Raw genomic sequence first — 15,436 nt, 5'->3', positions numbered from 1 at the left:
GAGAAACGTTATGAGCCTGCAAGGTAAAGTTGCATTGGTCACCGGCGCGAGCCGTGGCATTGGCCAGGCGATTGCCCTGGAGTTGGGGCGTCAGGGCGCCGTGGTTATCGGTACCGCTACCACCGCTTCGGGGGCTGAACGTATTGCGGAAACCCTGAAAGCCAATGGCATTGAAGGGGCCGGTCTGGTCCTCGATGTTAGCGACAGCGAATCGGTCGCCAGCACCCTCGAACATATCCAGCAACATCTTGGTCAGCCGTTGATTCTGGTCAATAACGCCGGCATCACCCGCGATAACCTGATGCTGCGCATGAAAGATGACGAGTGGTTTGATGTCATCAATACCAACTTGAGCAGCCTGTACCGGCTGACTAAGGCCGTACTGCGCGGTATGACCAAGGCGCGCTACGGGCGCATCATCAACATCGGTTCAGTGGTGGGCGCCATGGGCAACGGTGGCCAGGTCAACTACGCGGCTGCTAAGGCCGGTCTTGAAGGTTTTGGCCGTGCGCTGGCGCGTGAAGTGGGTTCCCGGGCGATTACCGTGAACGCCGTGGCACCGGGCTTTATCGACACCGATATGACCCGCGAATTGCCGGAAGCGCAGCGTGATGCGCTGCTGACACAGATTCCGTTGGGCCGTTTGGGGCAGGCCGAAGAGATCGCAAAAGTGGTCGCTTTCCTCGCTTCTGATGGCGCGGCTTACGTTACAGGCGCTACTATCCCTGTGAACGGCGGGATGTACATGAGCTGAATGTGACGGATGGCTTCAGAAAACTGTCATAGATGCTGTCTAAAATCCGTTATAAAGCTGCAACAGGTTTGTAGGCAGGTCGTTGAAGTGTTTGTGGGGCACCCCGGCATTCAGCTTGAAATGCTAAAAACCCTTTCTATACACTTGGCCGCAGCACAGTGGCCAAGATTTGTCCCATTAGGAGTGAGAACAACGTATGAGCACCATCGAAGAACGCGTCAAGAAAATCGTTGCCGAGCAACTGGGCGTCAAAGAAGAGGAAGTAACCAACAGCGCTTCCTTCGTTGAAGACCTGGGTGCCGACTCTCTTGACACCGTTGAGCTGGTGATGGCTCTCGAGGAAGAATTCGAGACCGAGATCCCGGACGAACAAGCCGAGAAGATCACCACCGTTCAGGAAGCAATCGACTACGTTACCGCTCACGCGTAAAACGTAATCGTCGGATCCCGACTCGGAAAAGCCGCACTCCCTTCATCAGGCGTGCGGCTTTTCTTTAAGCGCTTTCCAGGCGTTGATAACTAGAAAAGGAGATTGCTGTGTCGCGTAGACGCGTCGTGGTTACCGGTATGGGCATGCTGTCGCCATTGGGTAACGATGTGCCGAGTAGCTGGCAGGGCATTTTGGCTGGCCGCAGTGGCATTGGCCTGCTTGAGCATATGGATCTTTCCGCTTTTTCCACACGTTTTGGTGGTGCGGTAAAGGGCTTTAACGTTGAGGAATACTTGTCCGCCAAAGAGGCGCGCAAGCTCGATCTGTTTATCCAGTACGGCCTCGCTGCCAGTTTTCAGGCAGTACGCAATTCCGGTCTGGAAGTCACCGATGCCAACCGTGAGCGCATTGGTGTGGCCATGGGCTCCGGTATCGGCGGCCTGACCAATATCGAGAACAACTGCAAGTCGTTGCATGAGCAAGGGCCGCGGCGCATTTCGCCGTTCTTCGTGCCTGGCTCGATCATCAATATGATTTCTGGCTTCCTGTCGATCCATCTGGGGCTGCAGGGGCCTAACTACGCCATTGCCACGGCCTGTACCACCGGTACGCACTGCATCGGCATGGCTGCGCGCAACATCATGTACGGCGAGGCCGATGTGATGGTTGCCGGCGGCGCCGAGATGGCCGCTTGCGGACTGGGTATGGGTGGCTTTGGTGCTGCTCGTGCGCTGTCGACCCGCAATGACGAACCGGCTAAGGCCAGCCGTCCGTGGGACAAAGACCGTGACGGTTTTGTGTTATCCGACGGCGCTGGCGCGCTGGTGCTGGAAGAGTTGGAGCACGCCAAGGCGCGTGGCGCGACTATCCATGCAGAGCTGATCGGCTTTGGCATGAGTGGCGATGCTTACCACATGACCTCGCCACCGGAAGATGGCGCAGGCGCAGCGCGTTGCATGACCAATGCCCTGCGTGATGCTGGCGTGAATCCTGATCAGGTGCAGTACATCAACGCTCATGGCACCTCGACCTCGGCGGGTGACAAAGCCGAAGTGGCGGCGGTGAAGTCGGTGTTTGGCGAGCACGCCTACAAGCTAGCGGTCAGCTCGACCAAATCCATGACCGGCCACTTGCTCGGCGCTGCCGGTGCGGTGGAGGCGATCTTCAGCATCCTCGCGCTGCGTGATCAGGTGGCGCCGCCCACCATCAACCTGGATAACCCGGACGAAGGCTGTGATCTGGACTTCGTTGCGCACCAGGCCAAGGCCATGGCGCTGGACGTAGTGCTGTCCAACTCCTTTGGCTTTGGTGGCACCAACGGCTCGCTGGTATTCCGCCGGTTCGCCGGTTGATGCTGAGCTGGGTCGATGGCCAGCCGGCCGAGCTGCTGTCCATCAAGGATCGCGGCCTGGCCTACGGCGATGGGCTGTTTGAGACCATTGCCGTAAACGCCGGGCAGCCGGTTCTGCTGGAACGCCATCTGACCCGGTTGGCCGAAGGCTGTGTGCGGCTGAAAATTCCTTTCGATCTAGCTGTCGTGCGTGCCCAGTTGCTGGCCTTTAGTCAGCAGCTGGGTGGCGGGGTGGCCAAACTCATCCTTACCCGGGGTGACGGGCAGCGTGGTTATGCGCCGCCCCAGGCCGCTCAGCCTCGCGTGATACTACAGGCGGCTGTTAAACCGATTTATCCCGCAGCCTATGCCGAGCAGGGTGTACGCCTGTTTGCCTGCGCTACGCGTTTGGCCGAGCAGCCGCTGCTGGCGGGCCTGAAGCATCTCAATCGACTGGAACAGGTGCTGGCGCGTAGCGAGTGGCAGGACGCCGAACATGCTGAGGGCCTGATGCTGGATGCCAGCGGTCGGGTGATCGAGGCCGTTTACAGCAACCTGTTGTTGGTCAGTGGCGGCGTGCTGATTACCGCTGACCTGTCGCGTTGTGGGGTGGCTGGTGTGATGCGCGCTGAGTTGCTGGCTAAGGCGGCCGCGCTTGGGATTGAGTGTCAGGTGCGCGATATCAGCTACGCCGAGTTGCTGGCGGCGGACGAAGTCATGCTGTGCAACAGCGTCTACGGCGTGTGGCCAGTTCGCGCTTTGCTTGCACACGACTGGCCGGTCGGCCCGCTCACCCGTAAACTGCAGGCCATTGCCCGCGATCTACTGGACTGCTGATTCGTGATACGCAAAATTTTGCTGCTGCTGGAAGGCGGTGTGTTGTTGGCTGGCCTGCTGGTGGCGTTTGCCGCCTGGCAACAACACACGGCGCTGCATCAGCCGCTGAACCTGACTGAAGAGTACCTGGTGGATGTGCCGGCAGGCGCGACGCCGGGTGGTGTGCTCAATCGCCTTGAGGCCGATGGCATCCTCGATCAGGCCTTCTGGCTGCGCCTTTACTGGCGCTTCAATCTGCGCAATCAACCCCTGCACAGTGGCGAATATCGGTTGATGCCCGGCGCCACGGCGTTGGATATGCTCGGCCAATGGCGACGCGGTGAAGTCCTGCAATACAACCTGACGCTGGTTGAAGGCTGGAATTTCCGCCAGGTGCGCGCGGCGTTGGCGCGTGAAACACGCCTTGAGCTGACCCTGAGTGAGCTGAGCGATGCCGAGCTGATGAAGGCGCTTGGTCTGCCGGGCCTGAACCCGGAAGGGCGTTTCTTCCCCGATACCTACAGTTTTGTGCGTGGCATGAGCGATCTTGACTTGCTCAAGCAGGCCCATGCGCGACTGGAGCAGGTACTGGCTGAAGAATGGGCGCAGCGCGCCAAGGACCTGCCCTACAAAGAGCCTTATGACGCGCTGATCATGGCTTCGATGATTGAGAAGGAAACTGGCGTGCCGCAAGAGCGTGGCGAGATTTCCGGGGTATTTGTGCGGCGTCTGCGCATCGGTATGCGTTTGCAGACTGACCCAACGGTGATCTACGGCATGGGCGAACGCTACAACGGCCGCATCACTCGCAACGACCTGCGCGAGCCGACGCCCTACAACACCTACACCATCGATGGCATGCCGCCGACGCCCATCGCCCTGGTCGGCCGTGAGGCGATCCATGCGGCGCTCAATCCGGTGGCCGGCAGCAGCCTGTATTTCGTCGCCCGTGGCGATGGCAGTCACGTATTTTCCAACACCCTGGAACAGCACAATCGCGCCGTGCGTGAGTATCAGCTCAAGCGCCGCGCGGACTATCGTTCGAGCCCGGCCCCAGTCGCGCCCAATAATCAGTAAGGACAGCCTGTGAGCGGTTTGTTTATCACCCTGGAAGGCCCGGAAGGCGCAGGCAAGAGCACCAACCGAGACTACCTGGCCGAGCGCTTGCGCGAGCAGGGTATCGATGTGCTGCTGACCCGTGAGCCGGGTGGCACGCCACTGGCTGAGCGGGTGCGCGAACTGCTGTTGGCGCCCAGTGATGAGCCGATGGCGGCTGACACCGAGCTGCTGCTGGTGTTTGCCGCGCGTGCCCAGCACCTGGCGCAGGTGATTCGTCCGGCCTTGGCGCGCGGCGCTGTGGTGCTCTGTGATCGCTTTACTGATGCCACCTATGCCTACCAGGGCGGCGGTCGGGGGCTCTCCGAGGTGCGTATCGCCTTACTGGAAGAGTTCGTGCAGGGGGCGTTACGCCCGGATCTGACCCTGGTGTTCGATCTGCCGGTGGAAGTGGGGCTGGCCCGCGCTGCGGCGCGAGGTCGGCTGGATCGCTTCGAGCAGGAAGGCCGGCAGTTCTTCGACTCCGTACGTCAGACCTATCTGCGCCGCGCGGCTGAGCAGCCGCAGCGCTACCGCATCCTTGATGCCTCGCAATCTCTGAGCCAGGTTCAGCTCGCACTGGATGAGTTGCTGCCACAACTGCTGGAGCTGCAGCGTGGCTGACGCTTACCCCTGGCAGGATTCGCTTTGGCAACAACTGGCTGGCCGTAGCCAGCATGCTCACGCTTACCTGCTGCACGGCCCCGCCGGCATCGGCAAGCGCGCGCTGGCTGAGCGGCTGATGGCGCGCCTGTTGTGTCAGCAGCCCGCGGGCCTGGATGCCTGTGGCCAGTGCAAGTCCTGCCATCTGCTGGCGGCCGGTACCCATCCGGATAACTACATTCTGGAGCCGGAAGAGGCCGACAAGGCGATCAAGGTCGACCAGGTGCGTGAGCTGGTCAGTTTTGTGGTGCAGACTGCGCAACTGGCCGGGCGCAAGGTGGTACTCGTCGAGCCGACCGAGTCGATGAACGTCAACGCCGCCAACGCCCTGCTGAAAAGCCTGGAAGAGCCGTCCGGCAATACCGTGTTGCTGTTGATCAGCCACCAGCCCAGTCGCCTGTTGCCGACGGTGAAAAGCCGCTGCGTGCAGCAGGCCTGTCCGCTGCCAAGCGAGGCCATAAGCCTGGCATGGCTGGCGCAGGCCTTGCCTAGCTGTAGCGCCGAAGAACATAACGAGTTGCTGTTTCTTGCCGCCGGCTCGCCGTTGGCGGCGGTGAAGATGCATGAGCAGGGCGTTATCGCCCAGCGTGCGCAGGTGGTTGAGGGGGTGAAGAAGCTGCTCAAACAGCAGATTGCGCCCAGCCAGCTGGCCGAAAGCTGGAATGCGGTGTCCCTGCAGCTGTTGTTCGACTGGTTCTGCCAGTGGTCGCAACTGATGCTGCGCTACCAACTGACCCGCGATGAAAGCGGTCTCGGGCAAGCCGATATGCGCAAGGTGGTGCAGTACCTGGCAGAGAAAACCCCGCAGCCGAAAGTGCTGAACATGCAGGATTGGTTGCTGGCGCAGCGTCAGAAAGTCCTCGGCAAGGCTAACCTTAACCGTGTCTTGCTTCTCGAAGCCTTGCTGGTGCAGTGGGCAAGCTTGCCCGGACCGGGCTAGAATCGGCCATTAAGTGAATAAAATCAGGAATGCCGCATGAGTCTGCCTCCTAACTTGGGCCCGCGTAACGGAATTTTGTCGCTGACAATCAAGGACAAATCCGTGCTTTATGCCGCTTACATGCCCTTTATCAAGAACGGCGGCCTGTTTATTCCAACCAACAAGAGCTACAAGCTCGGCGATGAAGTGTTCATGCTGCTCAACCTGATGGATGAGCCGGAAAAGATTCCAGTCGCCGGCAAGGTGGTCTGGATCACCCCCAAGGGCGCTCAGGGCAACCGCGCCGCTGGTGTGGGTGTGCAGTTCAACGATGGCGACAACACCGCGCGCAACAAGATCGAAACCTACCTGGCCGGTGCGCTGACTTCGGATCGCCCGACGCACACCATGTAAGTGGTTTTTCCTCCGTATGACGGTGCCCGCTCTGCGGCACCGATTCTCAAGTGATTGTTCCCCATGCTGGTTGATTCCCACTGTCACCTTGACCGCCTCGATCTGGCCGCCCATGGCGGTTCGCTCGACGCGGCGCTGGATGCTGCGCGCGCGCGCGGCGTTGGTCATTTTTTGTGCATCGGTGTCAGTGCTGACAATGCCGCTGCGGTCAAAGGTCTGGCTGAGCGTTATGCCGATGTCGATTGCTCGGTCGGTGTGCATCCGCTGGATCTTGAGCCCGGTGCAGCGCCGGCGCTGGACTGGCTGCTCGGCGAGTTGAACCATCCGCAGGTAGTGGCCATCGGCGAAACCGGGCTGGATTATCACTACGAGCCGGAGTCTGCGGAACTGCAGCAGGCATCCTTCCGTCTGCACCTGGATGCGGCGCGGATTACCGGCAAACCGGTGATCGTGCATACCCGCGAGGCGCGTGCCGACACCCTGGCGCTGCTACGTGAAGCGGCGTTGCCGCAGGCCGGGGTGCTGCATTGCTTTACCGAAGACTGGGAAATGGCCAAGGCTGCGCTGGATATCGGCTTCTATATCTCGCTGTCTGGCATAGTCACCTTCCGCAATGCCGAAGCGCTGCGTGAAGTGGCGCGCCAGGTGCCAGCTGATCGCTTGCTGGTGGAAACCGACTCGCCTTACCTGGCGCCCATCCCGCATCGTGGCAAGCCGAACCTGCCGGAGTACGTACGTGATGTGGCCGAGTACCTGGCAGTGCTGCGTGGTGTGAGCTTCGAGCAATTGGCCGAACAGACCAGCGCCAATTTCAAACGCCTATTCCCGTTGGCTCGGGTGGCTTGATCAAGCTTTCCTGAAAAGTCGAACACAAAAAAAACCCGGGCTCTGGGGGATGAGACCGGGTTAAGACCATTAGGAGTAAATCAAGGTACGCGGTCCACGGTACCTTGCCTGGCGGGGCGCTTGGGGGATACGCCGCACACCAGTACTGCTCAGTATTGGTGAAGATTGGCGAACGTCCAGGCGGTTTACCGGCATTCTTAAACGGATTTGGAATACAGAGTGCGCTGCTGAGTCCTCAAGCAGTCGCCAGCTGCCGCAGCAGCGCCAGCGTCTCTTCAATAACGCTGGGTTCGCTGTAGAAGTGGGGCGACAGGCGGATACCTGCACCGCGCTGCGCGCAGATCACTTGCTGCTGTTTCAGCTGATTGAACAATGCCGAGTTGTCCCAGCCGTCCAGGCTGAAGGTCAGAATCCCGGCGCGCTGCTGACGCTCCACGGCGCTGTGCAGGTGCGCACCAGGGATTTTCCCCAACCCATCGAGCAGCCACTGCATGCGCTCCTGCAGGGCGCTTTCGATCGCAGTCATACCCACTTCTTCCAGCAGCGACAGGCTGGCCTCCAGGGCCATCGCGCCGAGCATGTTCGGGCTGCCGCATTCAAAACGCCGGGCGCTGCGGGCGGGCTCCCAGCTGGTGCGCTGGTAGTCGCCGGCATGCTCGAGCATATGCCAGCCGTATTCATGCAACTTGAGTTGTGCACGCAGATCGCTGCGGCAGTAGAACACCCCGAGCCCTTCCGGGCCGAGCAACCATTTATGCCCATCGGCCATGGCAAAGGCACACTGGCTGGCCTGCACATCGAAGGGCAGGGCACCGAGCTGCTGGATCGCGTCGATGCACAGCAGCACGCCGCGCGCCTGGCAGCCCTGGCCTAGGCGCGGCAGATCCAAGCGCAGGCCGCTGGCGTACTGTACGGCGCTGATCGCCATCAGCCGGGTGCGCGGCCCGCAGGCGGCAAGCAGGGCTGTTTCGGCATCGCCCTGATGCAGATTGACCTGCACGACCTCGACGCCCTGCGGGGCGAGCGCTTCCCAGACAATCCGGTTGGAGGGGAATTCTTCATCGCTGATCACCACTTGATCGCCTGGCCGCCAATCCAGGCCGAAGGCTACGAATGACAAGGCTTCAGAGGTGTTTTTCACCAGGGCGATATCGCTATGGGAAGGCGCGTTGAGCAAACGCTGCAGGCGCTCGCGCAGGCGCCGCTCGACCCGCAACCAGGCTGGGTAGTCGCGCGCACCGGTTTGTGCGTTTTCGATGGCAAAGCGGCTGACCGCATCGACGGCCCGTTGTGGCCAGGGGGAAACGGCTGCGTGGTTCAGATAACGCAGACCGGGAAGTTGCGGAAACTCGTCATGAACTGCGTACATGGTCGGATGATCCGTGCAATTTGCCGTTAGTTAGGCATAATACGCGCCTTCGTTTTTTTGACCCCGTAGTCCTTTTATGCATAAAGAACCCCGCAAGGTCCGTGAGTTTCGCCGCCGCGAACAGGAAATTCTCGACACAGCACTGAAACTCTTCCTCGACCAGGGTGAAGACAGCGTGACTGTGGAGATGATTGCCGACACGGTTGGTATTGGCAAAGGCACCATCTACAAACACTTCAAATCCAAGGCGGAAATTTACCTGCGCCTGATGCTCGACTACGAGCGTGATCTCAATGAGTTGCTGCACTCGGCCGACGTCGACCGTGACAAGGAAGCGCTGTCGCGCGCCTACTTCGAGTTCCGCATGCGCGATCCGCAGCGCTACCGCCTGTTTGACCGCCTGGAAGAGAAGGTGGTCAAGGGCAATCAGGTGCCGGAAATGGTCGAGCAGTTGCACAAGATTCGCGCCTCCAACTTCGAGCGACTGACCCAGCTGATCAAGGGCCGCATCGCCGAAGGCAAGCTGGAAGACGTGCCGCCATATTTCCATTACTGCGCTGCCTGGGCGCTAGTGCACGGCGCTGTGGCGCTGTATCACTCGCCGTTCTGGAGCAATGTGCTGGAAGATCAGGAAGGTTTCTTCCAGTTCTTGATGGACATCGGCGTGCGCATGGGCAACAAGCGCAAACGCGAGGGCGACACCCCGGCTAGCTGAGGTATTCAGCGGGTGGATAAGCACTCTGCTGGGTTGGCGGCGCCTCTATACTCGGCGCTCACCTTTGCTGGAGCCACGCATGATCGTTGATCGCCAGGGCAGACGTTTTCGCAACCTGCGAATCAGCCTGACCTCCGCCTGCAACTATGCCTGCACCTACTGCGTGCCTGACGGCAAGCGGTTGGTAGCCGCGCAGGACGAGCTGTCGGCCGAGGGCATGCTGCGTGGTGTGGCCTATCTGATCGAAGCCGCCGGCATCGAGCGGTTGCGCATCACTGGTGGCGAGCCGCTGGTCAGCCCCAAGCTCGACGCCTTTCTGCGCGGCGTCAGCCAGCTCGGCTTGGCCGATATCAGCCTGACCAGCAACGGTCAGCTGCTGGCGCGCAAACTGCCGCTGTTGCTGGAATGCGGCATTCGCCGCTTGAATATTTCTCTGGATACCCTCAACGCTGCGGCGTTCCGCGCCATTGCCCGTGGCGGCGATCTGGCCACAGTGCTCGATGGCCTGCAGCAAGCGCGCGCGGCGGGGATGCAGATCAAGGTCAATATGGTGCCGTTGCGCGGGCAGAACCTTGATCAGGTGCTGCCGCTGCTCGACTACTGCCTGGCCAATGGCTTCGAGCTGCGCTTTATCGAGCTGATGCGCATGGGCCATCTGGCCCGCGATGGCAACGGCTTTCAGCGTCAGTTTGTCGGTATGCCTGAGTTGCTGGAGCTGATCGGCAGCCGCTACGACTATGTCCAGGCCCACGCTGCGCTGGATGCTACCGCGCTGCGCTACGCCATCCCCGGCGTTGGACATTTCGGCGTGATCGCCAATGAAAGCGTGCCGTTCTGCCGCACCTGTTCGCGCCTGCGCCTGTCCTCGACCGGCTGGCTGCATGGCTGCCTGTCCTCGAGCAATCGTCACTACATAGGCGACCTGCTCGACAAGCCGCGCCATCAGGCGTTACCTGCGCTGCAGGGCCTGCTGGTCAAGGCGCTGGGTGATAAACAGGATATGGCGTTCTCCGGCGGCGCAACTGTGATGAAGATTATTGGCGGCTAAGACCGCCGTCTGCCTTGAGTGAAGACCATGCAAGATTTCCCCATCAGCTATATCGAGCCGGTGTTCCGCCCGCCCAGTGAAGCCCATTCGCTGATTTTGCCGGTGACCAATGGCTGCTCCTGGAACAAGTGCACGTTCTGTGAAATGTACACTCAGGAGCAGAAGAAATTCCGCGCCCGCGATGAGGCGCAGGTGCTCGAAGAGATTCGCCTGACCGGTGAGCGAATGATCGTGCAGCGCGTGTTTCTCGCCGATGGCGACGCCCTGGTGCTGCCGACGCGGCGTCTGCTAACCATTCTGCAGGCGATTCGTGAACACATGCCGGAAGTCGAGCGGGTGTCTAGCTACTGCCTGCCACGCAACCTGCGCAAGAAGTCGGTGGAGGAGCTCAAGGAGTTGGCTGACGCCGGGCTGCGCATGGCCTATGTCGGTTGCGAATCTGGTGATGACGAGGTGCTGGCGCGGGTTAACAAGGGCGAAACCTACGAGTCGAGCCTGAGTGCGTTGGACAAGCTCGGTCAGGCCGGGATCAGCCGTTCGGTGATGATTCTCAACGGCCTCGGTGGCGTGACTTTGAGCGAGCAGCATGCGGATAACTCGGCGCGCTTGATGAACGAGGCGCAGCCGGAGTTTCTTTCGACCCTGGTGGTCAGTTTCCCCCAGGGCGAAGCGCGGTTTCGCGAAGGCTTTGCCGATTTTCAGGCGCTCAACCAGCAGCAGTTGTTTGTCGAGGTAGAACGTTTGCTGAGCGGCCTTGAGCTGCGCGATACAGTATTTCGCAGTGATCATGCGTCCAATTACCTGGTGCTTAAGGGCAACCTGGGCGCAGATAAGGCGCGCTTGCTGGATCAGGTGCGGCAGGCCATTGCGCAGCCGCAGCAGGCTGGCTTGCGTCAGGAGTGGCAGCGCGGCTTGTGATGCCGCTGCACTGGCGTGAAATCTGCATTGAGGCCCTATCCGCCGGTTTTCCGTCACCGGCTGCGGGAGAAGCGTGATGCGTAGTCTGTTGCTGATGTTGGGCGTTTTGCTGCTGAGCGGCTGCATGAAGGCCAGTGATCTGGCTGACGAGGCCATTTATCAATTGGGTGATGTCGGCGTGCTCGATCACAGCCAGACGCGCCGTGCCAGCCCCTGGCGCTTGCAGGCCGACTCCTTTATCTACATCGCCCAGGGCCATTTTGTGCCGCCGGGCGGTGCCCACCCACGGCCCAATGTGGTGGCCGAAGAAGCTTACAAAGGCTTTATCGAATACTTCCCTATGGTGCGCCGCGCCCAATCGCCGCTTGGCTTGGAAGAGTCCCTGGCTGCGGCCCGTGAAGCCGGGGCGCATTATCTGCTGTACAGCCGCTTTGCCTATGCCGATGACCGCATCGGCACGGTGGAGGAGTGGGAGGATCAGGAGGCGCTGGACCGCCTAGGCACCGATCGCGGGGTGATTCAGTTGATGCTGATCGAGACCAGTACCCGCTATTTGGTCGATACCACGCGCATTCGTAGCCGCGGAGGCTTCCTGACGCTTTATGATGCCAAGCCTGAGGACCTGATCGGTCCGGCGCTGCAGGATTACGCGCGGCGTTTGTTGGGCTTGGGGCATTGATTGATGACTGATTCAGGCAAGGCCGGCGATCTGCTGGCGCAAATACCCAAAGGCGAAGGCAAAGGGTTGCCACCGGTGCACCTGTGGAACCCGACGTTCTGCGGTGATATCGACATGCGTATCGCCCGCGATGGCACTTGGTATTACCTGGGTACGCCGATCGGGCGCAAGCCGATGGTCAAACTGTTCTCCACCATCATCCGTCGTGATGGCGACAAATATGTGCTGGTGACACCGGTGGAGATGGTCGGCATCCAGGTTGATGACGCGCCCTTTGTGGCGGTCAGCCTGCAGGTGGACGGTGGGGGTGAGGCGCAGGTGCTGCGCTTTGTCACCAATGTCGAGGACGAGGTGGTGGCTGGCAGCGAGCATCCGCTACGAATCGAGCTGGACGCCTTGACCGAGGAGCCCGCGCCCTATGTGCATGTGCGGACCAATCTTGAGGCGCTAATCCACCGCAATGTGTTTTATCAGATGGTCGAGCTGGCGGTGTCGCGCGAGATCGATGGCAAGACCTGGCTCGGCGTGTGGAGCAGTGGAGAGTTTTTTCCCATCGGCCCGCAGCCGGACTGATCGGCTCTCCCGCTAGCCGTTGTATTCAGCGCAATAAAAAAGGCTCCCGAGGGAGCCTTTTTGCGTCTTAAGAGCTTGTTTCGGATCTCGCGAGCTAGGGCGAGACAAGGCAAAAATGGCCGAGGAAGCGGAGTTTACTGTTGTAAATGAGCATTCCGAGGCCATTTTTAACGCTGTATCGCCGACGCGCAGCAGATACGAGACAGCTCTTACATATTGGGGTAGTTAGGCCCGCCTGTGCCTTCAGGGGCCACCCAGTTAATGTTCTGGGCGGGGTCCTTGATGTCACAGGTTTTGCAGTGCACGCAGTTCTGCGCGTTGATCTGGAACTTCTGCTCGCCATCTTCCTTGGTGACGATTTCGTAAACGCCGGCTGGGCAGTAGCGCTGCGCCGGTTCGTCGTACATCGGCAGGTTCTTGCTCAGCGGAATGCTCGGGTCAGTGAGCTTCAGGTGGCAGGGTTGTTCCTCTTCATGGTTGGTGTTGGAGAGGAATACCGAGCTGAGCTTGTCGAAGCTGAGTTTGCCGTCGGGTTTCGGGTAGCTGATCTTCTGCGCGTCTGCTGCCGGCTTCAGGCAGGCGTAATCCGGCTTGGTGTCGTGCAGGGTGAAGGGGATCTTGCCGCCGAAGATGTTCTGGTCGAGCCAGTTGAAGCCGCCGCCAACCAGCGGGCCGAACTTGTGCAGCGCGGGGCCGAAGTTACGGCTGCGGAACAGCTCGTCGTACAGCCAGCTGGCCTTGAATGCGTCGACGTAGCCGGTCAGCTGGTCGCCGCCTTCCTTGCCTGCAAACAGCGCGTCAGCCACGGCGTCAGCAGCGAGCATGCCGGACTTCATGGCGGTGTGGCTGCCCTTGATCTTGGCGAAGTTCAGGGTGCCGAGGTCGCAACCGATCAGGGCGCCGCCGTTGAAGACCATCTTCGGCAGCGAGTTGAGGCCGCCTTTGCAGATGGCGCGGGCACCGTAAGCAACGCGTTTGCCGCCTTCCAGGTACTGGGCGATCACCGGGTGGTGCTTGTAGCGCTGGAACTCATCGAACGGCGACAGGTGCGGGTTGCTGTACGACAGGTCGACGATCAGGCCGACTACTACCTGATTGTTTTCCAGGTGATAGAGGAAGGAGCCGCCGGTGTTTTCGCTGGCAACGATATCCAGTGGCCAGCCGGCGGTATGAACCACCAGGCCTTGCTCGTGCTTGGCTGGGTCGATGTCCCAGATTTCCTTGATACCGATGCCGTAATGCTGGGCATCGGCTTCGGAGTCGAGGTCAAATTTCTTGATCAGCTGCTTGCCGATATGGCCACGGCAGCCTTCGGCGAACAGGGTGTACTTGGCGCGCAGTTCCATGCCTGGGGTGTAGTAGCCCTCTTTCGGGTGGCCTTCGCGGTCAACACCCAGATCGCCAGTGAGAATGCCGTAGACCGCGCCTTCTTCGTTGATCAGCGCTTCCTGAGCGGCGAAGCCTGGGTAGATTTCTACGCCGAGGTTTTCCGCCTGCTGGGCCAGCCAGCGGCACAGGTTGCCCAGGGAAATGATGTAGTTGCCATGGTTGTGCATGGTCTTGGGTACGAAGAAGTCCGGAACCTTGGTGGCCTTCTCGGCATTGCTGAGCACGTAGATGTCATCGCGCTTGACCGGAGTGTTCAGCGGGGCGCCGAGCTCTTTCCAGTCAGGGAACAGTTCATTCAATGCGCGCGGCTCGAACACCGCGCCGGAAAGAATGTGCGCGCCGACTTCGGAGCCTTTTTCGACCACGCAGACGCTGATTTCTTTGCCGGCTTCGGCGGCTTTCTGCTTCAGTCGGCAGGCGGCGGACAAACCAGCAGGGCCGGCGCCGACGATGACGACGTCGAATTCCATAAATTCGCGTTCCACAGGCAATCTCCTACTCAGGGCTCTCTAATTTTATTTGGCGATCGAGCTCGTTCCATGAGCGATGCTGGCGCATTATATCCAGACCCTTCGGGTGGGCCAATACAAACGTTTGTTTGAATTTTCTGTAGGGCTGTTAGAATCTTACTACATCGCTGACGATTGGCCGGTTCGTTGTATTGACCAGTCTAGGTCGTGCGGTCAAGATACGGGCGGTTTTGTGTCTGCCGTTATTGGTCGACTCCCGGTTCCGGCCGGTCTGTAGTTCCCGCCATGTTCGCTTCTGGCGACATTCTTATTCACCGGAGAGTAACGAGGAATCCATGAAGGTTCTTGTAGCTGTCAAACGAGTGGTCGACTACAACGTCAAAGTTCGCGTCAAAGCGGACAACAGCGGCGTTGATCTTGCCAACGTCAAGATGTCGATGAACCCTTTCTGCGAAATCGCCGTGGAAGAAGCTGTACGCCTGAAAGAGAAAGGCGTGGCGAGCGAGATCGTTGTCGTAACCATCGGCCCGGCCACTGCTCAAGAGCAGCTGCGTACCGCGCTGGCGCTGGGTGCTGACCGCGCCATCCTAGTTGAATCCAGCGACGAGCTGAACTCTCTGGCTGTGGCCAAACTGCTTAAAGCAGTGGTCGATAAAGAGCAGCCGCAGCTGGTGATCATGGGCAAACAGGCCATCGACAGCGACAACAACCAGACTGGCCAAATGTTGGGCGCGCTGACTGGTTTCGGCCAGGGCACCTTCGCTTCCAAAGTGGAAGTTGCCGGTGACAAGGTCAACGTAACCCGCGAAATCGACGGCGGTCTGCAGACCGTTGCGTTGAACCTGCCGGCTATCGTGACCACCGACCTGCGTCTGAACGAGCCGCGCTTTGCGTCGCTGCCGAACATCATGAAAGCCAAGAAGAAGCCGCTGGAAACTGTTACCCCGGCTGATCTGGGCGTTTCCACCGCTTCCACCGTGAAAACCCTGAAAGTCGAAGCGCCTGCTA

At 60.1% G+C, this 15,436-nt stretch carries 17 protein-coding genes; 15 read left to right on the top strand and 2 right to left on the bottom strand.

The window, feature by feature from the left end:
- The first annotated feature begins 10 nt into the window (after nt 1-10).
- From fabG to Q8O69_RS02855, 9 genes are all read left to right on the top strand, one after another.
- Nucleotides 11-754 (top strand): 3-oxoacyl-ACP reductase FabG, encoded by a 744-nt coding sequence (gene fabG, locus Q8O69_RS02895; RefSeq protein WP_167141161.1) that lies wholly within the window; start codon nt 11-13, stop codon nt 752-754.
- A gap of 196 nt (nt 755-950) precedes the next feature.
- Nucleotides 951-1,184, top strand: a complete 234-nt coding sequence (gene acpP / locus Q8O69_RS02890; protein WP_058066290.1) for an acyl carrier protein — start codon at nt 951-953, stop codon at nt 1,182-1,184.
- Between the two features lie 107 nt (nt 1,185-1,291).
- Nucleotides 1,292-2,536, top strand: coding sequence for a beta-ketoacyl-ACP synthase II (gene fabF / locus Q8O69_RS02885; RefSeq protein WP_305589404.1), 1,245 nt, complete (start codon nt 1,292-1,294; stop codon nt 2,534-2,536).
- The gene (pabC, locus tag Q8O69_RS02880; RefSeq protein ID WP_305589402.1) at nt 2,536-3,351 is read left to right on the top strand and encodes an aminodeoxychorismate lyase; all 816 of its coding nucleotides are present in this window, start codon (nt 2,536-2,538) and stop codon (nt 3,349-3,351) included. The genes fabF and pabC overlap by 1 nt, the downstream gene beginning before the upstream one ends.
- A gap of 3 nt (nt 3,352-3,354) precedes the next feature.
- Complete coding sequence (gene mltG, locus Q8O69_RS02875) at nt 3,355-4,407, top strand: endolytic transglycosylase MltG (RefSeq protein WP_305589400.1); 1,053 nt, start codon at nt 3,355-3,357, stop codon at nt 4,405-4,407.
- 9 nt (nt 4,408-4,416) lie between these two features.
- Nucleotides 4,417-5,049: a dTMP kinase gene (gene tmk, locus Q8O69_RS02870; RefSeq protein WP_305589398.1), complete on the top strand. Its 633-nt coding sequence runs from the start codon at nt 4,417-4,419 to the stop codon at nt 5,047-5,049.
- A complete protein-coding gene (locus tag Q8O69_RS02865; protein ID WP_305589396.1) occupies nt 5,042-6,028 on the top strand; it encodes a DNA polymerase III subunit delta' in 987 nt (328 codons plus the stop codon). The genes tmk and Q8O69_RS02865 overlap by 8 nt, the downstream gene beginning before the upstream one ends.
- 36 nt (nt 6,029-6,064) lie before the next feature.
- Nucleotides 6,065-6,421 carry a PilZ domain-containing protein gene (locus tag Q8O69_RS02860; protein ID WP_090238100.1) on the top strand — a complete coding sequence of 119 codons (357 nt, stop codon included), beginning with the start codon at nt 6,065-6,067 and terminating at the stop codon, nt 6,419-6,421.
- 63 nt (nt 6,422-6,484) lie between these two features.
- Nucleotides 6,485-7,267: a TatD family hydrolase gene (locus tag Q8O69_RS02855; protein WP_305589393.1), complete on the top strand. Its 783-nt coding sequence runs from the start codon at nt 6,485-6,487 to the stop codon at nt 7,265-7,267.
- A 235-nt stretch (nt 7,268-7,502) separates the two neighbouring features.
- Here Q8O69_RS02855 and Q8O69_RS02850 read toward each other — a convergent pair whose 3' ends face one another.
- Nucleotides 7,503-8,636 carry an aminotransferase class V-fold PLP-dependent enzyme gene (locus Q8O69_RS02850; protein WP_305589391.1) on the bottom strand — a complete coding sequence of 378 codons (1,134 nt, stop codon included), beginning with the start codon at nt 8,634-8,636 and terminating at the stop codon, nt 7,503-7,505.
- A gap of 76 nt (nt 8,637-8,712) precedes the next feature.
- On the opposite strand from Q8O69_RS02850, the gene Q8O69_RS02845 reads away from it, so the two are divergent.
- The 5 genes from Q8O69_RS02845 (at nt 8,713) to Q8O69_RS02825 (ending at nt 12,569) form a co-directional block, all read left to right on the top strand.
- Nucleotides 8,713-9,351 (top strand): TetR/AcrR family transcriptional regulator, encoded by a 639-nt coding sequence (locus Q8O69_RS02845; RefSeq protein ID WP_090247979.1) that lies wholly within the window; start codon nt 8,713-8,715, stop codon nt 9,349-9,351.
- A 79-nt stretch (nt 9,352-9,430) separates the two neighbouring features.
- A complete protein-coding gene (locus tag Q8O69_RS02840) occupies nt 9,431-10,399 on the top strand; it encodes a GTP 3',8-cyclase MoaA (protein WP_305589389.1) in 969 nt (322 codons plus the stop codon).
- A 27-nt stretch (nt 10,400-10,426) separates the two neighbouring features.
- Nucleotides 10,427-11,317, top strand: a complete 891-nt coding sequence (locus tag Q8O69_RS02835) for a radical SAM protein (protein WP_305589388.1) — start codon at nt 10,427-10,429, stop codon at nt 11,315-11,317.
- 76 nt (nt 11,318-11,393) lie between these two features.
- A complete protein-coding gene (locus tag Q8O69_RS02830; protein ID WP_305589387.1) occupies nt 11,394-11,996 on the top strand; it encodes a DUF4823 domain-containing protein in 603 nt (200 codons plus the stop codon).
- A 3-nt stretch (nt 11,997-11,999) separates the two neighbouring features.
- Entirely contained in the window at nt 12,000-12,569 is a 570-nt protein-coding gene (locus Q8O69_RS02825) for a DUF1285 domain-containing protein (RefSeq protein WP_305589386.1), read from the top strand.
- Between the two features lie 209 nt (nt 12,570-12,778).
- Here the strand turns inward: Q8O69_RS02825 and Q8O69_RS02820 are convergent, their stop codons facing one another.
- Entirely contained in the window at nt 12,779-14,443 is a 1,665-nt protein-coding gene (locus Q8O69_RS02820) for an electron transfer flavoprotein-ubiquinone oxidoreductase (protein WP_305589385.1), read from the bottom strand.
- 320 nt (nt 14,444-14,763) lie between these two features.
- Between Q8O69_RS02820 and Q8O69_RS02815 the strand changes: the two genes are divergently transcribed.
- Nucleotides 14,764-15,436, top strand: a 673-nt coding sequence (locus Q8O69_RS02815; RefSeq protein ID WP_305589383.1) for an electron transfer flavoprotein subunit beta/FixA family protein, incomplete at its 3' end; no start/stop codon positions are given.

This window comes from Pseudomonas sp., assembly GCF_030690725.1.
In the GTDB taxonomy this organism is placed as follows: Bacteria; Pseudomonadota; Gammaproteobacteria; order Pseudomonadales; family Pseudomonadaceae; genus Aquipseudomonas.
The sequence above is the reverse complement of the archived record's forward strand: the minus strand, read 5'-3'. Positions and strand labels throughout refer to the sequence as shown.